This window comes from Ruegeria sp. HKCCD4884, assembly GCF_013110855.1.
Classification (GTDB): domain Bacteria; phylum Pseudomonadota; class Alphaproteobacteria; order Rhodobacterales; family Rhodobacteraceae; genus Ruegeria.
On the sequence record NZ_WVRJ01000009.1, the window covers coordinates 133,864 to 156,308 of the forward strand.

Annotated in this window: 22 protein-coding genes; 18 read left to right on the top strand and 4 right to left on the bottom strand. The window is 57.6% G+C overall.

Annotated elements, in window-relative coordinates:
* Genes GS636_RS14535 through radC form a run of 8 tightly spaced genes read left to right on the top strand, consistent with a single transcriptional unit; the run spans position 1 to position 6,194 of the window.
* Positions 1-765 carry a thiazole synthase gene (locus GS636_RS14535; RefSeq protein WP_171670130.1) on the top strand — a complete coding sequence of 255 codons (765 nt, stop codon included), beginning with the start codon at positions 1-3 and terminating at the stop codon, positions 763-765.
* Positions 762-1,358 (top strand): thiamine phosphate synthase, encoded by a 597-nt coding sequence (locus GS636_RS14540; RefSeq protein ID WP_171670132.1) that lies wholly within the window; start codon positions 762-764, stop codon positions 1,356-1,358. Before GS636_RS14535 ends, GS636_RS14540 begins: the two co-directional genes overlap by 4 nt.
* Positions 1,355-2,320 (top strand): HesA/MoeB/ThiF family protein, encoded by a 966-nt coding sequence (locus tag GS636_RS14545; RefSeq protein WP_171670135.1) that lies wholly within the window; start codon positions 1,355-1,357, stop codon positions 2,318-2,320. The genes GS636_RS14540 and GS636_RS14545 overlap by 4 nt, the downstream gene beginning before the upstream one ends.
* 20 nt (positions 2,321-2,340) lie before the next feature.
* Complete coding sequence (locus tag GS636_RS14550; RefSeq protein WP_171670138.1) at positions 2,341-3,276, top strand: ABC transporter substrate-binding protein; 936 nt, start codon at positions 2,341-2,343, stop codon at positions 3,274-3,276.
* Positions 3,273-3,947 (top strand): thiaminase II, encoded by a 675-nt coding sequence (gene tenA / locus GS636_RS14555; protein WP_253762808.1) that lies wholly within the window; start codon positions 3,273-3,275, stop codon positions 3,945-3,947. The genes GS636_RS14550 and tenA overlap by 4 nt, the downstream gene beginning before the upstream one ends.
* On the top strand, positions 3,944-4,672 hold the full coding sequence (locus GS636_RS14560; RefSeq protein ID WP_171670140.1) for an ATP-binding cassette domain-containing protein: 729 nt from the start codon (positions 3,944-3,946) through the stop codon (positions 4,670-4,672). The genes tenA and GS636_RS14560 overlap by 4 nt, the downstream gene beginning before the upstream one ends.
* Positions 4,669-5,403, top strand: coding sequence for an ABC transporter permease (locus tag GS636_RS14565; RefSeq protein WP_171670143.1), 735 nt, complete (start codon positions 4,669-4,671; stop codon positions 5,401-5,403). Before GS636_RS14560 ends, GS636_RS14565 begins: the two co-directional genes overlap by 4 nt.
* Before the next feature lie 35 nt (positions 5,404-5,438).
* Entirely contained in the window at positions 5,439-6,194 is a 756-nt protein-coding gene (radC, locus tag GS636_RS14570; protein WP_171670146.1) for a DNA repair protein RadC, read from the top strand.
* Positions 6,195-6,197: 3 nt separating this feature from the next.
* Here radC and GS636_RS14575 read toward each other — a convergent pair whose 3' ends face one another.
* The 3 genes from GS636_RS14575 to secA form a co-directional block, all read right to left on the bottom strand.
* On the bottom strand, positions 6,198-7,748 hold the full coding sequence (locus tag GS636_RS14575; protein ID WP_171670149.1) for a phosphate ABC transporter substrate-binding/OmpA family protein: 1,551 nt from the start codon (positions 7,746-7,748) through the stop codon (positions 6,198-6,200).
* Positions 7,749-7,772: 24 nt separating this feature from the next.
* Positions 7,773-8,690, bottom strand: a complete 918-nt coding sequence (locus GS636_RS14580; protein WP_171670151.1) for a hypothetical protein — start codon at positions 8,688-8,690, stop codon at positions 7,773-7,775.
* Positions 8,691-8,790: 100 nt separating this feature from the next.
* The gene (secA, locus tag GS636_RS14585; protein ID WP_171670154.1) at positions 8,791-11,508 is read right to left on the bottom strand and encodes a preprotein translocase subunit SecA; all 2,718 of its coding nucleotides are present in this window, start codon (positions 11,506-11,508) and stop codon (positions 8,791-8,793) included.
* Between the two features lie 177 nt (positions 11,509-11,685).
* Between secA and GS636_RS14590 the strand changes: the two genes are divergently transcribed.
* Genes GS636_RS14590 through mutT form a run of 3 tightly spaced genes read left to right on the top strand, consistent with a single transcriptional unit; the run spans position 11,686 to position 14,162 of the window.
* The gene (locus GS636_RS14590; RefSeq protein ID WP_171670157.1) at positions 11,686-12,534 is read left to right on the top strand and encodes a peptidylprolyl isomerase; all 849 of its coding nucleotides are present in this window, start codon (positions 11,686-11,688) and stop codon (positions 12,532-12,534) included.
* Between the two features lie 6 nt (positions 12,535-12,540).
* Positions 12,541-13,767 carry a bifunctional glutamate N-acetyltransferase/amino-acid acetyltransferase ArgJ gene (gene argJ, locus GS636_RS14595; protein ID WP_171670160.1) on the top strand — a complete coding sequence of 409 codons (1,227 nt, stop codon included), beginning with the start codon at positions 12,541-12,543 and terminating at the stop codon, positions 13,765-13,767.
* A complete protein-coding gene (gene mutT / locus GS636_RS14600) occupies positions 13,764-14,162 on the top strand; it encodes an 8-oxo-dGTP diphosphatase MutT (RefSeq protein ID WP_170334201.1) in 399 nt (132 codons plus the stop codon). The genes argJ and mutT overlap by 4 nt, the downstream gene beginning before the upstream one ends.
* A 100-nt stretch (positions 14,163-14,262) precedes the next feature.
* On the opposite strand, the gene GS636_RS14605 is transcribed toward mutT, so the two are convergent.
* Positions 14,263-14,628: a cupin gene (locus tag GS636_RS14605; protein ID WP_171092925.1), complete on the bottom strand. Its 366-nt coding sequence runs from the start codon at positions 14,626-14,628 to the stop codon at positions 14,263-14,265.
* 323 nt (positions 14,629-14,951) lie between these two features.
* Between GS636_RS14605 and GS636_RS14610 the strand changes: the two genes are divergently transcribed.
* The 7 genes from GS636_RS14610 to GS636_RS14640 all read left to right on the top strand — a co-directional run bounded on the left by GS636_RS14610 (position 14,952) and on the right by GS636_RS14640 (position 22,435).
* Positions 14,952-16,916 carry an AMP-binding protein gene (locus GS636_RS14610; RefSeq protein WP_171670260.1) on the top strand — a complete coding sequence of 655 codons (1,965 nt, stop codon included), beginning with the start codon at positions 14,952-14,954 and terminating at the stop codon, positions 16,914-16,916.
* Between the two features lie 52 nt (positions 16,917-16,968).
* Positions 16,969-17,787 carry an ABC transporter ATP-binding protein gene (locus tag GS636_RS14615; RefSeq protein ID WP_171092927.1) on the top strand — a complete coding sequence of 273 codons (819 nt, stop codon included), beginning with the start codon at positions 16,969-16,971 and terminating at the stop codon, positions 17,785-17,787.
* Between the two features lie 29 nt (positions 17,788-17,816).
* Entirely contained in the window at positions 17,817-18,803 is a 987-nt protein-coding gene (locus GS636_RS14620) for a branched-chain amino acid ABC transporter permease (RefSeq protein ID WP_171092928.1), read from the top strand.
* A gap of 3 nt (positions 18,804-18,806) precedes the next feature.
* On the top strand, positions 18,807-19,064 hold the full coding sequence (locus GS636_RS14625; RefSeq protein ID WP_171670162.1) for a hypothetical protein: 258 nt from the start codon (positions 18,807-18,809) through the stop codon (positions 19,062-19,064).
* A 3-nt stretch (positions 19,065-19,067) separates the two neighbouring features.
* On the top strand, positions 19,068-20,144 hold the full coding sequence (locus tag GS636_RS14630) for a branched-chain amino acid ABC transporter permease (protein WP_171670165.1): 1,077 nt from the start codon (positions 19,068-19,070) through the stop codon (positions 20,142-20,144).
* A gap of 74 nt (positions 20,145-20,218) precedes the next feature.
* On the top strand, positions 20,219-21,502 hold the full coding sequence (locus GS636_RS14635) for an ABC transporter substrate-binding protein (RefSeq protein WP_171092935.1): 1,284 nt from the start codon (positions 20,219-20,221) through the stop codon (positions 21,500-21,502).
* Between the two features lie 99 nt (positions 21,503-21,601).
* Positions 21,602-22,435 carry an ABC transporter ATP-binding protein gene (locus GS636_RS14640; protein ID WP_171092937.1) on the top strand — a complete coding sequence of 278 codons (834 nt, stop codon included), beginning with the start codon at positions 21,602-21,604 and terminating at the stop codon, positions 22,433-22,435.
* The last annotated feature ends 10 nt before the right edge of the window (positions 22,436-22,445 follow it).

The window sequence follows — 22,445 nt, forward strand, 5'->3', positions numbered from 1 at the left end:
ATGAAGACCTTCTACGGAACCGAACTGCCCAACCCTTTGATGCTCGGCACGGCCCAGTATCCCAGCCCGGCCATTTTGGAGCAGGCTTTCCGCAACAGTGGTGCGGGTGTTGCAACCGTATCCTTGCGCCGTGAATCCGGTGCCGGGCAGACCTTTTGGCAGATGATCCGGGAACTGGGCGTCCTGATCCTGCCCAACACCGCCGGTTGCCACACGGTGAAAGAGGCCGTGACCACGGCCCATATGGCCCGCGAGGTGTTTGAGACCTCGTGGATCAAGCTGGAACTGATTGGACACACCGACAGTCTGCAACCGGATGTGTTCCAATTGGTCGAAGCCGCCCGCATCCTGACCGAAGACGGATTTCAGGTGTTTCCCTATACCACCGATGATCTAATCGTGGGCGAACGTTTACTGGAAGCTGGGTGCGAGGTGCTGATGCCTTGGGGCGCGCCGATTGGGTCTGGGCGTGGTCTGAACAACGAATACGCCTTGCGCGCGATGCGGGCCGAGTTCCCGGACGTTCCACTGGTGGTCGATGCCGGTATCGGCCTGCCCAGCCATGCGGCCCACGCAATGGAGTTGGGCTATGACGCCGTGCTGTTGAACACGGCCGTGGCCCGCGCCGGGGATCCGGTTCTCATGGCCAAAGCGATGGCGCAGGCGACACTGGCCGGGCAGTTGGCCCATCAGGCGGACCCGATCGAGGCGCGCGATATGGCTGAACCTTCTACTCCTGTTGTTGGAAAGGCATTCCTGTCATGACGCTGGACCGTTTCTATCCGATTTTCGATCACTCGGATTGGCTGCGCCGGATGTTGCCGTTGGGTGTCAAACTGGTGCAATTGCGCGTAAAGGATCAGCCGGATGATGAGGTGCGCGACCAGATAGCGGCCTCGCGCGATTTGTGCCGCGATCATGGGGCAGTTCTGGTGATCAATGATTATTGGCAACATGCCATCGATCTGGGATGCGACTGGATTCACCTGGGGCAAGAGGATCTGGATGATGCAGATCTGAAAGCCATCCGAAAAGCGGGTCTAAAGCTGGGTGTTTCTACCCATGACGATGATGAGCTTGAGCGCGTGTTGGCCATGGATCCCGACTATGTGGCGTTAGGGCCCGTCTATCCAACCATCCTGAAAAAGATGAAATGGCATCAACAGGGCCTGCCCCGCGTGACCGAATGGAAGGCTCGCGTTGGCGACATTCCCTTGGTGGGCATCGGTGGTATGAGTGTTGAGCGCGCGGCAGGTGTTATAGAGGCCGGGGCCGATATTGTCTCGGCCGTGACGGACATTACTCTGAATGCTGACCCCGAAGCGCGGGTGCGCGCGTGGATCGAGGCCACGCGATGAGCCGCTATGCCCGTCAGACGCTTTTGCCAGAAGTGGGCGAAGAAGGGCAGGGTCGCCTGACTTCGGCTCATGTTCTCGTGGTTGGCGCGGGCGGGTTGGCCGCGCCGGTCCTTCCGCTTTTGGCCGGGGCTGGTTTGGGGCAGATCACGATTGTAGATGGTGACAACGTGGACCTGTCGAATCTGCATCGGCAAACCTTGTTTGCTGAGGCCGATTGCGGACAGCCCAAGGCAGAGCGGGCCGCCGACCGGTGCCGCGCGTTGAATTCCGAGGTTGAAGTTGTTGCCTTCAATCACGCGCTTACCAGTGAAAATGCGGCCTCTCTGGTCGCGCAAGCCGATGCCGTTTTGGATTGCGCTGACAGTTACGCGGCCAGCTATATCCTGTCGGACACGTGCCTGGAGCAAGGCAAACCGTTGATCAGCGCATCGGTTCTGGGGCTTTCCGGCTATGTCGGCGGGTTCTGTGGCGGTGCGCCATCCCTGCGCGCTGTGTTCCCGGATGCGCCGGACAGTGGGGCCAGTTGCGCGACAGCGGGCGTTCTGGGTCCTGTGGTTGGCGTGATCGGGGCGATGCAGGCACAGATGGTGCTGAACCTGATCCTTGGGCTGAAGCCATCACCTTTGGGGCAGATGGTACAGTACGACGCGTGCACCCTGCGCAGTACCGGGTTCCGGTTTGACGATGCACCCGAGCCGACCACGCGTTTTCGGTTCCTGTCTGCCAATCAACTGACGGATACCGACCAGATCGTGGAGCTGCGCGGCATCGAAGAAGCGCCGATTCCAGCCCATCCAAACGCCGCTCGCTTTTTGCCGAATGAACTTCACAAGTTAGACCCTAACAAAGGCAAAAGGCTTGCACTTTGCTGCGCCACGGGCCTGCGGTCTTGGCGCGCCGCCGAACAGTTACAACCAGATTGGCCGGGCGAGATCGTCCTTGTCGCGGCCTCAACCTCGTGAGTGAAAAGGAAACGCGAGACATGAAAAAGCTGATGACAGCCATTGCCCTTCTGGCCGCCGCGCCAGCTTGGGCCGAAGACAAGATGACCGTTCTGCTGGATTGGTTTATCAACCCTGACCACGGCCCTATTATTGTGGCGCAGGAAAACGGCTATTTCGCCGAGCAGGGGCTTGAGGTTGAAATCGTCCCACCTGCGGACCCGTCCGCCCCGCCGCGTCTGGTAGCTGCTGGTCAGGCGGAACTGGCCGTGTCGTATCAGCCCCAGCTGCATCTGCAAATCCACGAGGGCCTGCCCCTGAAACGCGTTGGCACACTGGTTGCAACACCCTTGAACTGCCTTTTGGTGCTGGAAGACGGCCCGATCAAATCGCCCGCCGACCTCAAGGGCAAGAAGATCGGTTTCTCTGTCGCAGGTGTCGAAGAGGCCATCCTTGGCACCGTTCTGGGCAAATATGACGTTGCTCTGGACGATGTGGAGCTGATCAACGTCAACTTCTCACTCTCGCCGTCGCTGATGACTGGCCAGGTCGATGCGGTGATCGGCGCGTACCGCAACTTTGAACTGAATCAGATGGATATCGAAGGTCGTCCGGGCACTTGTTTTTACATCGAGGAAGAAGGCGTGCCATCCTACGACGAGCTGATTTATGTCGCCAACCCCGATACGATGGACAAAGACAAGATCGCCCGCTTCTTGGCCGCGACCGAAAAGGCGACCCAGTATATCGTCAACAACCCGGAAAAAAGCTGGGAGATCTTCGCAAGCACGTCACCTGAACTGCAAGATGAGCTGAACGCCCGCGCCTGGGTCGACACGCTGCCACGTTTTGCACTGCGCCCCGCAGGCTTTGATGCCGGTCGCTATGCCCGGTTCGAGGCGTTCCTGAATGAAAGCGGCATGATCGACAGTATCCTTCCGGTCAGTGATCTGACCATCGACGTGACCGCGCAATGAACGGGTATGGCAAAGCCTTCACGCTGATGCGTGATGCGGCGCAGGGGCCGTGGCGGGACTATACCCGCCACGCCTTTGTCGAAGGAATGAAAGACGGCACGCTGCCGCATGAGGCGTTTCTTCACTATCTGCGCCAGGATTACGTGTTCCTTATCCATTTCTCGCGCGCCTGGGCATTGGCAGTAGTGAAATCGGAAACGCATTCCGAAATGCTGACAGCGGTTGGCACCGTGAACGCTTTGGTCGCGGAAGAAATGCAACTGCACATCGGTATCTGTGAGGCTGCTGGAATCTCACAGGATGAATTGTTCGCCACCCCTGAACGCGCTGAAAACCTGGCCTACACGCGGTTTGTACTTGAGGCCGGATACAGCGGCGATCTGCTGGACCTGCTGGTAGCGTTGGCCCCCTGCGTTATGGGTTATGGCGAGATCGGTGCACGGCTGGCAGAAGAGGCGACGTCCGATACCTATCGCGACTGGATCAACACCTATGCCGGGGAAGAGTATCAAGGCGCGTGCCAAGCGGTAGGTGAGTTGCTGGATTCGGCTCTAACAAGGCGACTTGGGGCGGATTTTGAATCTTCGCCCCGCTGGGATCGTTTGTGCCAAACCTTCCGAACGGCGACGGAATTGGAAGTGAATTTCTGGCAAATGGGACTGACCCCGTGACCCCTGCGCCTGATCTGACCATAAACGGGTCTGCCAAAATCGACGGCGCAACCTTGTTCGCTCCGTTGACCCTGACCCTTGGGGCAGGGGCATGGACCTGTTTGCTGGGCGGATCGGGCGTGGGAAAAACGACCGTTTTGCGGTTGATTGCCGGGTTGGAAACCGGGGCCGAGTTCTCGGGCCAGTTCACAGCAAGCGACGGTTTGCCGGTCTCGGATCGGGTAGCTTACATGGCGCAGGACGACCTACTGCTGCCTTGGGCGACTGTGGCGCAGAACGTTTCACTTGGTGCTCGACTGCGGGGCGAAAAGCCTGATCTGGATCGGCGTGACCGCCTGATCAAACGGATGCGTCTGCAGGATCACATGACCAAGAAACCGACCGAGCTGTCGGGGGGGCAAAGACAGCGCGTCGCGCTGGCCCGTACGCTGATGGAAGACCGGCCCATCGTTCTGCTGGATGAGCCCTTTTCAGCGCTGGACGCCCGGACCCGCGCCGATATGCAGGATTTGGCGGCCGAGGCTCTGGCAGGGCGAACTGTCCTTTTAGTCACGCATGACCCCGGTGAAGCTGCGCGCTTGGGGCAGTCCATTGTTGTCATGACCGAACACGGCCTGACCCCTTGCGACCCACCTCACGCTCCGGCCCCACGCAGCGTGGATGATCTGGAAACGCTGGAAACTCAGGGTGCTTTGCTGCGACTTCTGCGGGAGGACGCGGTATGAAGTACCTGTCGGCCCTCGCAGCTACACTGTTTGCATTGATCATCTGGCAAGGGATAGTGACCCTCACCGGGTTGCCAAAATTCATCCTGCCCGGCCCCGCTGTGGTGGCCGAAACCTGGTGGCAGAACAGGTGGTTGATCGCCGAGCACGCGTGGATCACCGCAGTAGAAGTTGTCATAGGTCTGGCCGTCGGGACGGTACTGGGCGTCATCACAGCGCTTCAATTGGCGAATTCGCGCGCCGCGCGGGTTTTGGTGCAGCCCATGCTGGTGTTCACTCAGGCGCTGCCGGTTTTTGCACTGGCACCGTTGCTGACCCTGTGGCTTGGCTATGGTCTGTGGTCCAAAGTCGCGATGGCGGTGCTGATCATCTATTTCCCGATCACCTCGTCTTTCTTTGATGGGTTGATGCGCACGCCACCGGGTTATCTGGATCTGGCGCGCACGATGCAGGCCAGCAAACGGTCGGTGCTGTGGCACATCCGTATTCCGGCGGCGCTGCCTTCGCTGGCTTCGGGCATGCGTCTGGCGGCGGTTTATGCTCCGATCGGGGCGGTGATTGGCGAATGGGTCGGCTCGTCGCAAGGTTTGGGCTATCTGATGCTGCTGGCCAATGGCCGCGCCAAGACCGACCTGATGTTTGCGGCAATGCTGACGCTGGGTGTGTTCTCGATCCTTCTGCATATGATCGTCCGCCGCGCCACCGCGCGCATGGCAGGCGAGGCGCGTTAACCAATCAGAAACCGATTCTGCGTCAGGGTGAAGCTATGACACAGAACGCCTTTGCCGAAGCCCCTATGCTGTTTGACACGGACGAAGCGCCGGCGCAGCCGCTGCCCTCTGGTCGGATACCCTCCTACATCAAAGACCATCGCAAGCGGCTGCGCGAACGGTTTATGGCAGGCGGGTCAGCGGCAATGCCGGATTACGAGTTGTTGGAACTGGTGCTGTTCCGATCCATCCCGCGACAAGACGTAAAGCCGCTGGCGCGTGCGTTGATGGATGCGTTTGGCGATTTCAACCGCGTGTTGACCGCGCCCGAGGAACGACTGCGGCAGATCAAAGGCGTGGGCGATACGGTGATCACTGATCTGAAAATCTTTGAGGCTTGTGCCCACAGGATGGCGCGTGCGCGGGTGATGCAGCGGCATGTGATCTCGGGTTGGGATGCGCTGCTGGACTATTGTCACACCACCATGGCCCACCGTGAGACCGAGCAGTTCCGGGTGTTTTATCTGGATCGAAAAAACGTTCTGATCGCGGATGAAGAACAGGCCAAAGGCACCGTTGATCACGTGCCGGTCTATCCACGCGAGGTTGCCAAACGCGCGCTGGAGCTGAATGCCTCGGCCTTGATTTTGGTTCATAACCATCCGTCTGGTGACCCGACGCCTTCGCAGTCGGATAAAGATATGACCAACCGTATTCAGGATGCGTGCTCGGCGTTGGGCCTAACCTTGCACGATCACCTGATCATCGGGAAATCGACCGAATTGAGCTTTCGGTCAGAAGGGTACTTGTGACACCTACTGCACCCAGATTTCGACTCGACGGTTAACTTTGCGGCCCCATTCCGTGTCATCGCAGGCCATTGGCATTGCTTCACCAAAGCCTTCGGCTGAAACCTCGATACCTTCGGGCAGTGACGATTCCACAGCCGCCAGCACAGCGTTGCGCACGGTTTGCGCGCGCCGCAAGGCGATGCGGGCATTGGTGGCGGCCCCGCCGTCACCGTCGCTGAAGCCCGCAAACACCAGCTTGCGCGCCTTCAGCGTTCCGGTTTCAAGCATTTGCGCCAAGTGTTGGATGTTTGAACGAGATTGCGCATCGGGCCGCGATGATCCGGGTTCAAACCGAACGGACAAGGAAAGGCGCGACAGCGGACGCAGCGTGTCGATCATACGCTGCAATTCTTCCAGCTCGACCTCAGCGCCGCCGGTGACAATAGCGTTGGCAAGCCGGTCGCCCTGCACGCCAATTGGCAGAGTTTCAGGCGATTGATCCACATAACCAGCGCCCCGTATCGCCATCTGTGCGCCGGGGCCTTGGGTATATGCCAGAAACTGCCGCGCGATCCGTGGCAGGCGTCGATCCGGCAGGTAGAGGAACATCGGCAGGGTCAGCGGATAATCCTCGGTCTTGATTGATTGTCGGGTGGCGGCAAGCGGATGACCGCAGCCTCCGGTCAACGGCAGGGGGCGCGTGCCATCAGCTGTGGCTTTGCTGGCTATCCCAATTGAAAAGGGGTCTTTGGCCACAGCATCTGTCAGATCGCGGATTCGGCTGTGCGGGATCGCTGTCGGCGACAACTCCGCGTCCACGGTTTTCAAGACCTGGTCTTCAACAGCTTGTGCAAGCCCGGATCCCATTTCCGGGACATGCAGGGCAATCGGTGCGTCCGGACCGCCCAAATCCATCCAATTGGTCACATCCCCGGATAGAACGCGGGCCAAATCCGCCATCGAGATTTGCTGCATCATGCTGTCGGCAGCGACCACCGGGACCATAGCGTCCAACGCAATGACGCGCGAGCGCCGCGCCCGCTTCAGATCGCCCAGACCTGCGGCTTCGGCTTCCTCTCGTTCTGACTCGCGCACCTCCCGCTGGGCCATCACAATATCTGTCTGATCCGCAACCAGATCCCTGAACCCACGCGCCGTTGTTCCAACGTCAAAATAAAACCGTGCAAGTGGTGCTGAGCGGTCAGCCTGCCTGAGCTCATAGACAAAACTGTCCGAATCTACGCGGGCTGGGGTTGCTGTCAGGTTCTCTTGCCGTGCGAACCCTATAATGAGTGCGGGAAGAACCGTTTCAGCCATAACGGATGAGCCGGAAAACCACAGCTCAGCAACAAAATCCGTCAGGTTTGGACAGGCGGGGCCGTCGCAGGTGACGCCAGAGCCATCTACTGTCAGCGGGCCAAACTGAGTCTCAACGCGATAAAACTCGCCGTCAAAACCCAGCAGATTGCCGGTCACTTCGACTTTGCCGTCATGCGACGTTAGCGTGATGTCCTGCGCCAAAGCGCCAGTGGCAAATGAAATCAGCGCAGCTGCCGCTACACGGAATAATGTCATAAGAGAGTCAAACCTGCCTGCGGATTACTTTGCCGCGATTGTCAGGTCTGAGAGCAGATTATTCAACACCAGAAACTCACCTGCGTGTGAACAATCGGGCAGGTCCAGCGACATGTCGCGGGATCGTAGGCGGCGGTCTGAAAAAAGTTCTAACGCTTGCACGTTCAGAGTATGCCCGCAATTTGCCTCGGTCACTTCGGCTTCGACCGTCAGATCGATTGTGCCAGACTGATCTGAAGCGCCGGACGGGAAGGAATAAACTTCGATATTCTGCGTTTTGCTCAGTCCTTGTTGACCAAGTCGCACAATGTCGCCTGTTCCTTGTGCCGAAGCATCATCCCACACGTGGCCATCGCCGCCATAGCTGGCGCCGAACTCCAGAGCATGGATCTGCAATTCGGTCTCACCCTGCCATTGCAGGGCAACGCGATTGTACTTGGCAATGTCAGAAACGTGAGTGGTGGCGACAGTGCCGCTTTCGTCTTCGAATGAAATCAGAAAAATCGCATATTCCGACAAGGCCGGGATCGTCATTTGCAGCGCACCGGACGTGTCAGTCATCTGACTAACTGTCAGGCCGCTATGATGGACCTCAACCCGTTCTTCCGCGTTACAAGGCGCTTTAAGTGTCAGGCGGGCCATCGCGCCTGGAACAGCGGTGGCGCGGGCGCTGATGTTGCAATCTGTCGGTCTGACCGCAGAGGGAACCCCACGAGGTACAGGAGGTGCATTGCCGGGAATTGCGTCAGACGGTGTGGCCGAGGTCAAAACAATATCCTCCAGCCCGGACAAAACCGAAGACTGTTCTGATGCCGATGCGACATCAATACCCGCCTGCGCGGCGTTACGCTGCGCAGAAGGTCCGTTTTGCATCAGGTAGCCGATGCCCAAAGCACATGCCACCGTTCCGCACATGGTCACGTAGTTGCGAACTACAAACAAGACACCCTCCCCAGTTGAAGGAGCAGCTTGCACTCTCGCTACGAATCGCGGCCAATTTGTGGCCGCGAGGCGGACTCATTGTGAACAGAGGGCGTTAACGTTAGGTCAATCGACCGTGGCAGTGTTTGAACTTTTTGCCGGACCCGCAGGGGCAGGGATCGTTCCGCGACGGGTTCCCCCAGGTTGACGGGTCAGTCTCATCAAACCCGGGCAACGCATCGCCAGATGCCGCAGCTTCGGCTTTGGCTTCTGCCTGACCAGCGGCTTTGTCCACCGCCTGTTGCGCCTGTGCCTGCTGTGCCGCCATCTGGGCAAGCATCTCTTTCTGCTCTTCCTCAGTCAGGGGGCGCACGCGCGACAATTGCTGCGTGACGGTTTCGCGCAAGCTGTCCAGCATCCCTTCGAACAACTGGAAGCTTTCGTTTTTGTATTCGTTCAGCGGATCGCGCTGGGCGTAACCGCGAAAACCGACAACCGAACGCAAATGTTCCAGCGTCAACAAGTGCTCGCGCCATTTGCTGTCGATGGTTTGCAGCAATACCTGTTTTTCGATGTTGCGCATGTTTTCCGGACCAAAGGCGACGGCTTTTTGCGCCATCATCTCATCTGCGGTCTTGATGAGACGCTCGCGCACCTGTTCGTCGTCCACGCCTTCCTCAGCGGCCCAGTCCTGAACCGGCGCGTCGACGGTCAGCTTGTCTTTGATTGCTTCATGCAGCCCGTCTGTATCCCACTGGTCCGCATAGGACTTTGGCGGCATATATTCGTCGATCAGATCGTCGATCACCTGTTCACGCATATCCGAGACGATCTCGGACAAGTCATTGGCTGACATGATTTCGCGGCGTTGGCTAAAGATCACCTTACGCTGATCGTTCATCACGTCGTCGAACTTGAGAACGTTTTTCCGCATGTCAAAGTTGCGGCCTTCGACCTTGGATTGCGCGCGTTCCAACGACTTGTTCACCCAAGGGTGGATGATTGCCTCGCCTTCTTTCATGCCTAGCGTCGTCAGAACCTTGTCCAGACGTTCCGAGCCAAAGATACGCATCAAATCGTCTTCAAGGCTCAGGTAGAACACAGTGCGGCCCGGATCACCCTGACGGCCGGAACGACCTCGCAGCTGGTTGTCGATGCGGCGGCTTTCGTGGCGTTCAGACGCCATGACGTACAGGCCGCCCGCCGCCAGAACCTTTTCTTTTTCCTCAGCGTGGCGCGCTTCTTCTGCGGCCCGCAGTTCAGATGGATCCGCTTCGGGGTTTTCGGCCAGTGCCTTCAGCACTTTCATTTCGACATTGCCGCCGAGTTGAATGTCGGTACCACGACCGGCCATGTTTGTGGCAATTGTTACGGCACCCAAACGGCCTGCATCCGCAACGATTTGCGCCTCTTGCTCGTGCTGACGGGCGTTCAGAACATTGTGCTCGATGCCTTCTTTGGTCAGCATTTGGCTCAGCAGTTCAGATTTCTCAATGGACGTAGTGCCCAGCAAAACAGGCTGGCCTTTTTCCTGAGCCTTTTTTGTTTCGCCGATCATTGCACCGTATTTTTCCATTGCGGTGCGATAGACCTGATCGTCCTCGTCGATCCGGGCAATTGGCTTGTTGGTTGGAACCTCGACCACGCCCAGACCGTAGATTTCCTGAAATTCCTCAGCCTCGGTCAACGCGGTCCCGGTCATACCGCCCAGCTTGTCATACAGGCGGAAATAGTTCTGGAAGGTCACGCTGGCCAGCGTCACGTTTTCAGGTTGGATCTGCACACCTTCCTTGGCCTCAATCGCCTGGTGCAGGCCTTCAGACAAGCGGCGGCCCGGCATCATGCGGCCAGTGAACTCGTCGATCAGAACAACGTTGCCGTCACGCACGATGTAGTCTTTGTCGCGTTGGAACAACTTGTGTGCGCGAAGGCCCTGATTGACGTGGTGCACGACTGTCGTGCTTTCCGGGTCATACAAGGAATGGCCTTCTGGTATCAGCCCAGTCTCAAGCAGCTGAGCTTCCAGAAACTCGTTGCCCTCATCGGTGAACGTCACATTGCGCGACTTTTCATCCAGCGTGAAGTGATCGTCGCCGAGCGTTGGGATCAGCGCGTCAATCGCGGTGTACAGATCCGAGCGGTCCTGTGCGGGTCCCGAGATGATCAGCGGTGTCCGCGCCTCGTCGATCAGAATCGAGTCGACCTCGTCCACAATCGCGAAGTTGTGGTGTTTCTGATAAACCTGTTCCAGATCTGCCTTCATGTTGTCGCGCAGATAATCGAAACCCAGCTCGTTATTGGTGGCGTAGGTGATGTCGCACTTATAAGCGGCCATCTTTTCTGGATCGGGCTGACCCGACCAGATCACGCCCGTGGTCATGCCCACAGAGGCAAATACTTTGCCCATCCATTCCGAGTCGCGCTTGGCCAGGTATTCGTTCACTGTGACAACATGCACACCCTTGCCGGTCAGCGCGTTCAGATAGGCAGGGAAAGTCGCGACCAGTGTCTTACCTTCACCCGTCTTCATTTCCGAGATGTTGCCCTGATGCAGGAAGATGCCGCCCATCAACTGCACGTCAAAGCCGCGCAGACCCAAAGCACGCTTGGCCCCTTCGCGCACGTTTGCAAAGGCTTCGGGCAGCAGATCATCCAGGCTTTCGCCATCCAGAGCGCGCTTGCGCAGTTCCTCGGTCTTGTCGATCAGGCCCTGATCCGACAGTTTTTCAAACTCTGGCTCCAATGCGTTGATCTTTTCGATCAGGGGGCGGGTCGCCTTGATCTTGCGGTCGTTCGGTGTTCCGAACACCTTTTTGGCGAGCGTTCCGAGTCCCAGCATGTTCACTCCAGCGGATCTGTTCTTGTCTTGGTTTCGACAGGCTTGCCCACCTTGCGCGCAACCCATAGATACGGGGGGGTGAAAGGCGGCCCTGTCCAAGGCTTCAAAGCGATGTAAGCGGCAGGTTCCAGAGTGTCAACGCTGCGCCCTGTCGCGGCAAGGAAATAGGATGATTCAATGCCCAAAGGCCTCACTTTTCTGCCATCGCTGGCTCTGACTGCCATGATGGCGCTGCCGCTGGCCGCCGAAACCAAGCCCGACGCGTCCACAGTTTTGGCACGTGTGAATGGCGACGAAATCACACTTGGTCACTTGATTGCGACCGTTGCTGCGCTGCCTCAGCAGTACCTGCAGGCTGAAGATGATGTTCTGTTCGACTTTGTGCTGGAGCAGATGATTCAACAGCAACTGCTGGGCCAGCAGCAGGAAGATCTGACCACCGAAAACGCCCTGCGGTTGGAAAATGAAAAACGCTCGTTGCGTGCAGTACAGACTGTCACTGCGTTGACGGAAGCTGCCGTCACGGATGAGGCCATTCAGGCGGCCTATGATGCGCAGTTCAAAGATTTCGCGGGCGAAGATGAATTTGACGCCAGCCATATTCTGGTCGAGACCGAGGAAAAAGCAAAAGAGCTGAAGGCGCAGTTGGATGATGGTGCCGACTTTGCCGAGCTTGCACGCGAGAACTCGACCGGCCCGTCCGGCCCAAACGGAGGTGCGCTTGGCTGGTTCGGCAAAGGCCAGATGGTACCCGAATTCGAAGGTGCCGTGATCGCGTTGGAAAAAGGGCAGATCTCGGACCCGGTTCAGACCCAATTTGGCTGGCATCTGGTCAAGCTGAACGACAAGCGCAAGACCGAAGCGCCTGAATTGGACGTTGTGCGCGAAGAGCTTGTTCAGACGATCCAGCAAGAAGTCATTCAGGCCCGCATTGATGAACTGACGCAGCAGGCCCAGATCGAGCGTCCCGCATTGGAAGGCGCAGGCCCCGAGATCATGCGCCAACTGGATCTGATTCAGGAGTAAAGACCCGTGGCCAAGATCACCAAGGTTTCGCCGCTGGCCCCAGCGTCTTTCCCCGATTTGCCCGCGATTGACGGTGTGCGTTTCGCAACTGTCGAGGCCGGCGTGCGTTATCAGGGCCGTACCGACGTCATGCTGGCGGTTCTGGACCCGGGCACTTCGGTGGCCGGGGTCTTTACCCGCTCGGCCACACGGGCTGCGCCGGTGCTGGATTGTCAGGACAAGATCGGTGGGTCCAGCGAAGGGCCTGCGGCGATCCTGGTGAACTCGGGCAATGCCAATGCCTTTACAGGTCACTATGGTCAAACCTCGGTGGCCGAGGTGACACAAGCCGTGTCCAAGGCCACTGGCGTTTCGGTGGAACGTGTCTTTACCTCGTCCACCGGTGTGATCGGCGAACAGCTGCCGCATGACCGTATCGTATCGCAGCTTGAGACTTTGAAGTCCGGCCTGAGCCGCCATGCCATCGAGGATGCGGCACGGGCCATCATGACCACCGACACCTTCCCGAAAGGGGCGGCTGCTCAGGTCGAGATTGATGGGAAAACAGTCTCTATTGCGGGGATTGCGAAGGGATCCGGCATGATCGCGCCCGATATGGCGACGATGCTGGTCTATATCTTCACCGACGCGCAAGTCGAGCAATCGGCGCTGCAGTCCATGCTGAGCGCGCAGACTGACCGGACCTTCAACTGCATTACCGTAGACAGCGATACCTCAACCTCGGACAGCCTGTTGCTGTGCGCCACCGGGGCATCTGGCGTGGACGCCACTGGCAATTCCGCCTTTGCCGAGGCTTTGGAAACCGTGATGCTGGACCTCGCGCAACAGGTCGTGCGTGATGGGGAAGGGGCCACGAAATTCGTAGAAATTCGTGTGACCGGAGCCGCCTTGGACACCGACGCCAAAACCCACGGGCTGGCCATCGCCAACTCTCCGCTGGTCAAAACCGCCATCGCGGGCGAGGACCCAAACTGGGGTCGTATCGTCATGGCCATTGGCAAATCTGGCGCGGCGGCGGATCGTGACCTGCTGAGCATCTCGTTCGGCGACATTCTTGTGGCGGAAAAAGGTTGGGTCAGCCCTGACTACCGTGAGGAGGATGCGGCCGAATATATGAAGGGTCAGGACCTTGTGATCGCGGTCGATCTGGGTCTGGGCGAGGGCGCATCCACCGTTTGGACCTGCGACCTGACCCATGGCTACATCGAGATCAACGCGGATTATCGTTCATGAAGACAGTGTTAGTGTCTGCCGTTGCCCTGATCGACATTGAGGGCCGCGTCCTGCTGGCCCAACGTCCCGAGGGCAAATCCATGGCCGGTCTGTGGGAATTCCCCGGCGGAAAAATCGAACCCGGCGAAACCCCCGAAGCTGCGCTGATCCGCGAATTGCATGAGGAACTGGGCATCGACACCTGGGCCTCGTGTCTCGCGCCTCTGACCTTTGCCAGCCACAGCTATGATGATTTCCACTTGCTGATGCCTCTGTTTGCGTGCCGCAAATGGGAGGGGATACCGCAGTCGAAAGAAGGGCAGGCGCTGAAATGGGTGCGCGCGAACGATCTGCGGAACTACCCGATGCCTGCGGCGGATGTGCCATTGATCCCGATATTGCGGGATTGGTTGTAGGTTCGAGCAGCGTTTTTGTACCTAAGAAGCGTATCCGACTTAGACCTAACTTAGTTTATTTTATGATCTGTCCTGATCGCAACGATCGCGCGGGCCAGGATCATTCATATTGTATAATCACCGCTTCGAAATCGCCTCGGCTGATCACCTCTGTGTGATGGCCTTTCCCGTGTTTGTCTTCCATGTGCCACACGTCACCTGGCCTGATTTCCCGAGCTTCACCATCGCTTGCGGTAACTTTCACCGCGCCTTTCAAGCAGATGAGTCTTTGTTTGACAGGTGTAGGATGAATTGGCTCGTTCCACCCCGCCCTCAGCCTGAGAAATAGAACTTGTCGGGCGGGCTCTGGTTCCGAAATCTCGATCTCTCGGGCCGGTGGGGCAAAGCTGCGTTCGTTCAGAATCACGGGCACATCTTCCCAATGGCTTTCGCCTTTGTGATCAGAGAAAAGTTTGAAAAAATGCACAAGTCGATCCCTTCAAATTTGGTCATTGCTGATCACATGATAGGAGAAAATCCGTCCTGCAGATCAAGAGATCAAACCTGATTTTCCTGCCAAAAACCGCCAGCCGCCAATGAATTCTGGCAGGTTGCACAGCTTGTACAGCTCGAAACACCGTCCATCCAACCCTGTTACAATTCGTAAGAATTGAGAAAACATCAGGCAAAACTTGACGTTGATCTTTCCTGCGTCCCTTATCGGGACATCGGCATTCGGGGCGTGTTCCTGATCTGTCGTTTCCGGCTCGGAGGAGGGGCCGGATGGGGAGGAGAAAAAGATTGGCTCAGATGCAGTCGGGCGCTGAGGGGTTAAGCTCCCTTCCGGCGCTGTTACACCGCAACGTGACCCAGTTCGGGGATGCCCCGGCCTATCGGGAAAAAGAATTCGGGATCTGGCAATGCTGGACCTGGGCGGAAGCCGCCAAGGAAATCCGCGCGATTGCGCTTGGGTTTCTGGAATTGGGCGTTGAGAAAGGCGACCATATCGCCGTCATAGGCCGCAACCGTCCCGCGCATTACTGGTCGATGGTGGCTGCGCAGATGGTCGGCGCAGTTCCGGTGCCCCTGTATCAGGACTCGGTCGCCGAAGAGATGGCCTATGTGCTGGAACATTGCGGTGCGAAATACGTGGTCTGCGGCGATCAGGAGCAGGTCGACAAGGTCATCGAAATTCAGGAAAACCTGCATCAGGTCAAACACATCCTCTATACCGACAAGCGCGGGATGCGGAAGTATGACCACTCCCAGATGAACGCGCTTGAGGACATCATGGCCGAGGGCAGTGCCGGTCATGCACGATTTGATGCGGAACTGGACAAGCGCATCGCTGCGATCACTTACGACGATACCTGCGTGATGCTATATACCTCGGGCACCACGGGCAAACCCAAGGGTGTGGTGCTGTCGAACCGGAATGTTATCGAGAGCGCCAAGAATTCAGCCGAATTCGACCATTTGACCCGGAATGAAGATATTCTCTCTTACCTGCCGATGGCCTGGGTCGGAGATTTCATTTTCTCGATTGGTCAGGCTTATTGGTGCGGTTTCTGCGTGAACTGCCCCGAAAGCGCCGACACGATGATGACGGACCTGCGCGAGATCGGGCCGACCTATTTCTTCGCACCGCCGCGCGTGTTCGAAACGCAGCTGACCAATGTGATGATCCGGATGGAGGATGCGGGCAAGCTGAAGCAGCGCATGTTCCACCACTTCATGGCGCACGCCAAGAAGGTCGGAGGATTGCTGCTGGACGGCAAACCGGTGGGCTTTGGCGATAAGCTGAAATACGCGTTGGGCAATATGCTGGTCTACGGCCCGCTCAAGGATACGTTGGGCTATGGCCGTTTTCGCGTCGGCTATACCGCGGGTGAGGCGATTGGGCCGGAAATCTTTGATTTCTACCGCTCTTTGGGCATCAACCTGAAACAGCTTTACGGTCAGACCGAGGCAACCGTCTTCATCACCGTGCAGCCCGATGGTGAAGTGCGCGCCGACACAGTTGGGGTTCCCGCACCGGATGTGGAGCTGAAGATCGACGACAAGGGTGAGATTCACTACCGCTCGCCCGGTGTGTTTGTTGAGTATTACAACAATCCCGATTCGACGGCCTCGACCAAAGATGCCGAGGGGTGGGTGGCCACCGGGGATGCGGGGTTCATTGAAGAGACCTCGGGTCACTTGCGGATCATCGACCGGGCCAAGGACGTGGGCAAAATGGCCGATGGGTCGATGTTTGCGCCGAAGTATGTCGAGAACAAGCTGAAGTTCTATCCCGATATCCTTGAGGTCGTGCTGTTCGGAAACGGCAAGGATCGCTGCGTGGCCTTCATCAATATCGATCTCACGGCGGTCGGAAACTGGGCAGAACGTAACAACGTGGCCTACGCGTCATATCAGGAACTGGCAGGTCATCCCCGCGTGTTAGAGACGATTCGAAGCCACGTGGAAGAGGTCAACAAGTCGGTCGCGGCAGATGAAATGCTGTCGGGCTGCCAGGTGCATCGCTTTGTGGTTCTGCACAAGGAACTGGATGCTGATGATGGCGAGATGACCCGGACCCGCAAAGTGCGTCGCGGCTTTGTCGAGGACAAGTTCCACGACATCATTGCCGCGCTATATGACGGGTCCAAGAGCGTTTCGACCACCACCGAAGTGACCTATGAGGATGGCCGCAAGGGCTCGATTTCTGCAACTCTGGAGATCGTAGACGCACCGATTGTGCCGGTCGCGCAGCACAAGGTTGCGGCGGAATGAGCGCCGCTCGACCTGTCGCCCGTCGTCTCGTTTTCGTGTCAGGGAGTAACTGATGCTGGATAATTCCGAAGGATATGTCACCGAAGACGGCCGCCAGATTGGCGGTGTGGTGATGGAGATGAAGAACATCACCCTGCGCTTTGGCGGTGTGGTGGCGATCAAGGATATCTCGTTCGACATTCGCGAGGGCGAGATCCGAGCGATCATCGGCCCGAACGGGGCGGGTAAGTCCTCGATGCTGAACGTGATCTCGGGCTTTTATGTGCCGCAAGAGGGAGAGGTTTGGTTCCACGGATCAAAACGCCCGCCAATGCGGCCTTATGAGGTTGCGCAACAAGGCATCGCACGGACGTTCCAGAACATTGCTCTGTTCGAAGGCATGAGCGTTCTGGACAACGTCATGACCGGGCGGCTGAGCTTTATGAAAACCAACATGTTTCAGCAGGCGTGGTGGAAAGGCAAGGCCGAGGCGGAAGAGACGGAGAACCGTGAGGCGGTCGAGAAGATTATCGATTTCCTTGAGATTCAGCACATCCGCAAAACGCCGGTGTCCCGCCTGCCTTATGGTTTGAAAAAGCGCGTCGAATTGGCGCGAGCGCTGGCGGCGGAACCCAAGCTGCTGCTGCTGGATGAACCCATGGCAGGCATGAACGTTGAAGAGAAAGAGGACATGAGCCGCTTTATCCTCGACGTGAATGATGAGTTCGGAACCACGATTGCTCTGATCGAACATGACATGGGCGTGGTGATGGACCTGAGCGACCGGGTGGTTGTGATGGATTACGGCAAGAAGATCGGGGACGGCACACCTGATGAGGTGCGCAACAATCAAGAGGTCATCGACGCCTATCTGGGGGTCAGTCATGATTGATATCCAGACAGAAATTTGGGGAGGCGCAGATGCCTGAACAACTCGTATTTGCGATGGAGGTCATCCTCAACGGTCTCATGGCCGGGGTGCTCTATGCTCTGGTCGCGCTGGGCTTTGTGCTGATCTACAAGGCTTCGGGGATTTTCAACTATGCGCAGGGGGTTATGGCCTTGTTCGCAGCGATGACGCTGGTTGGGATCATGAAAGGTCAGGTGCCCTTTGCGCATCTGATCAACGCTATATTCGGCACTCATATCCACTACTTTGGATGGAACGTACCCGCTTTGGTGGCGATTATTCTTACAATGGCGGTGATGGTTCTGCTGGCCTGGGCGGTACAACGTTTTGTAATGCGCCATCTGGTCGGACAAGAGCCGATCATCCTGTTCATGGCGACCATCGGTCTGGCCTATTTCCTTGAGGGCGTGGCCGACCTGATGTGGGGGTCCGAAATCAAGACTCTGGATGTGGGCCTGCCGCAGGGCATCAACCTGTGGATCGACGAGACGACCTTTAACATCTTCGATTACGGCTTCTTTATTGACAATCTGGACATCGTTGCGACGGTCATCGCAGCACTGTTGGTGGCAGCACTGGTCGCGTTTAGCCAGTACACAAAGCAAGGCCGCGCGATGCGCGCGGTGGCGGATGACCATCAGGCGGCGCTGTCGGTCGGGATTTCGCTGAACTTCATCTGGATCATGGTCTGGTCGGTGGCAGGCTTCGTCGCTCTGGTCGCAGGGATCATGTGGGGCACCAAATCGGGCGTTCAGTTCTCGCTGTCTTTGATCGCGCTCAAGGCGCTGCCGGTGCTGATGCTGGGTGGGTTTACTTCGATCCCCGGCGCCATTGTGGGCGGGCTGATCATCGGTGTGGGCGAGAAACTCTTTGAATTCGCGCTTGGCCCCGCCTTGGGCGGCGCGACCGAGAACTGGTTTGCTTACGTTCTTGCGCTGATCTTTCTGGTGTTTCGACCGCAAGGTCTGTTCGGCGAGAAGATCATTGAAAGGGTGTAATGCATGACCAAGCTGATCGCCATCATCAACGTGATCGCATGGGCCGGGTTCTGGGCCTTCGGGTATATCGCCCTGACTTCGGATGATCTGACCGAAGGCCAGCTGACCATCGCTGCGATTCTGGCCTTTGCGGGCCTGATCATGGGGGTCCTGGCCTACTTGAAACTGGTGCGCGCCTCAGAGGCGAGCGGATATGCCAAAGGATCCAACCAACTGGACGCCGCGACCCGGAACCGGGCGCAGGAAGAATGGGGAAAGTAAGACATGTTCTATCGTGAGGCCGGGGATTTCAAAACCTCGTACATTGATGACAGCCAGACCTTCCCGATCAAGTTCGACCGGTACCGGTATTACGTCGTCCTGGCGGTGGCTTTTGGGATTATTCCCTTTATCATCAACGACTATTGGGCGAACGCGCTGCTGCTGCCGTTCCTGATCTATGCGATTGCCGCGATCGGGTTGAACATTTTGGTGGGCTATTGCGGACAAGTCAGCCTGGGTACGGGCGGTTTCATGGCGGTCGGGGCCTATGCCTGCTACAAGCTGATGACCGCTTTCCCCGATGTCAGCATGTTCATCCACGTGATCCTCGCTGGGGGCATCACAGCCATTGTGGGCGTCTTGTTTGGCCTGCCCTCACTGCGGATCAAAGGGTTTTATCTGGCCGTGGCCACGTTGGCGGCACAGTTCTTTCTGGTGTGGCTCTTCAACCGGGTGCCGTGGTTCTACAACTACTCGGCTTCGGGTCAGATCAACGCGCCCGAGCGAGACGTGTTCGGCATCATCATCACCGGTCCGAATGCGCCGGCCTGGGCCACATACCTGTTCTGCCTGATTTTCCTGACGATCAGCGCCATTATTGCGCGTAACCTGACCCGTGGAACAACAGGTCGGACCTGGATGGCGATCCGCGACATGGACATCGCAGCCGAAATCATTGGAGTGAACCCGCTCAAGGCCAAGCTCACTGCATTTGCCGTCAGTTCGTTCTTTGTCGGCATCTCGGGCGCGCTGTTCTTTTCGGTTTACCTGGGTGCAGTCGAAGTGGGCGAGGTCTTTGGTATCCAGAAATCATTCCTGGTGCTCTTCATGGTGATTATTGGCGGGTTAGGCTCGATCTTTGGGTCATTCGCCGGGGCGGCCTTCTTGGTTTTGCTACCTGTGGTTCTAAAGCTGCTTGGTGTCGACCTGCTTGGCTGGCCGACAGATATCGTGGCGCACCTGAACCTCGTGATTGTGGGTGCACTGATCATCATGTTCCTGATCCTCGAACCACACGGGCTGGCCCAATTGTGGCGCGTTGCGAAAGAGAAACTCAGACTCTGGCCATTCCCGCACTAAGGGACTGGCCCAAGGAAAAGACAGGCGGAAAGCCTGAAACACAACATCGGATCAATCAAGGGAGGAGACACCCGATGAACAAGAAACTGGCAACCCTGGCGCTGGGCGCCGTGATGGCCGCAGGTCCGGTCATGGCCGACCTTGTGTTCCCGTCGCTCAGCTACCGGACTGGCCCTTATGCTGCAGGTGGTATCCCGTTTGCTGACGGCTACGCCGACTATTTCACCCTGCTGAACGAGCGCGATGGCGGCATCGGTGGCGTTCCGGCCCGCGTGCTGGAATGCGAAACCGGGTATAACACCGAAAAAGGTGTGGAATGCTATGAATCGACCAAAGGCGAAGGCGCGCTGGTTTATCAGCCGTTGTCGACCGGCATTACCTATCAGCTGATTCCCAAGGTGACCGCAGACGGCATTCCGCTGCACACGATGGGATATGGCCGAACCTCGGCAGCGAACGGTAAAGTGTTCAGCCACGTGTTCAACTATCCTGCCAACTACTGGAATGGCGCGTCAGGCGCGATCAACTATCTTCTGGAATCAAACGGCGGAGATCTGAGCGGCAAGAAGATTGCGCTGGTCTATCACAACTCGGCTTACGGCAAAGAGCCGATCCGCACGCTCGAGACACTGGCCGAGAAGCATGGCTATGACCTGACTTTGCTGCCGGTCGATCACCCCGGTCAGGAGCAGAAGTCGCAGTGGCTGCAAATTCGCCGTGAAAAGCCTGACTTTGTCATCATGTGGGGCTGGGGTGTCATGAACCAGGTTGCGGTTCAGGAAGCTGCCAATATCCGCTTCCCGATGGAAAACTTCATCGGTGTATGGTGGTCCGGCGCTGAATTCGACGTGCAACCCGCAGGTGAAAAGGCCACCGGTTACAAGGCGCTGACCTTCACCGGGCTGGGTGACGATTACCCAGTTTATGACGATCTGCAGAAATATGTTGTCGATTCTGGCAAGGCCGCAGGTGCGGGTGATCAGCTGGGCACGGTGCAATACAACCGTGGTCTTTATGCAGCGATGCTTGCCGCTGAAGCGGTGAAAACCGCGCAAGAGATGCACGGCACCGCAGATATCGACGCGTCGATGATGCGCGATGGCATGGAAGCGCTTGAAATCACCAACGCCAAGATGGAAGCGCTGGGCATGGCCGGGTTTGGACCTGAATTCGCGGTCTCATGTGACAATCACGGTGGTCCGGGCCTTGTCGGTGTTGTCCAGTGGGATGCAGCCGCTGGAACATGGAACCCTGTTCAGGACTTCAAGCCAACTGACGTCGAGGTCATCAACGCGCTGATCGAGGAAGACTCGGCAGCCTATGCGGCCGAAAACAACATCTCGCAGCGCTGCGAGTAAGCAAATCCCGAGGCCCAGGTCTTGTCTGGGCCTCGTAACCCGTTCGGAGCGGCGGTTTTTCTGCCGCTCCTACAGAACAAGGCATGAGGACACGCGCTGATGCTGGATGCGGCAAATACCACTGACGTGCAGGCGGAAACCCTGCTTGAGGTCAACAATATCGAGGTGATCTACAACCACGTAATCCTCGTGCTGAAGGGCGTCAGCCTGACTGTGCCCAAAGGCGGTATCACGGCATTGCTGGGAGGCAATGGCGCTGGCAAGACGACAACCCTCAAGGCTGTGTCAAACCTGCTGCATTCGGAACGGGGTGAGGTCACCAAAGGCTCGATCAAGTATCGCGGTCAAAGCGTGCATGAAAGCGACCCGGCTGATCTGGTGGAAAAGGGCGTCATCCAGGTGATGGAAGGTCGCCACTGTTTTGAACACCTGACTGTTGAAGAAAACCTGCTGACGGGGGCCTATACCCGCAAAGATGGATCGGCAGCGATCCAGCAGGATCTGGAACTGGTCTATAATTATTTCCCGCGTCTGAAAGAACGCCGCAAGTCACAAGCGGGCTATACCTCGGGCGGTGAACAGCAAATGGTTGCCATGGGTCGGGCCTTGATGTCGCGACCTGAAACGATCTTGCTGGACGAGCCCTCGATGGGTCTTGCGCCGCAGCTGGTCGAAGAGATTTTTGGCATTGTGAAAGACCTCAATGAGAAAGAGGGCGTGTCCTTCTTGCTGGCCGAGCAGAACACAAACGTGGCTCTGCGGTTTGCGCATTACGGATACATTTTGGAATCCGGACGCGTGGTGATGGATGGCCCTGCTGCCGAGCTGCGCGAGAACCCGGATGTTAAGGAATTCTACCTCGGCATGTCAGATGAAGGCCGCAAAAGCTTCCGTGACGTGCGGTCTTACCGCCGCCGCAAGAGGTGGCTGTGAGCGGATGGAG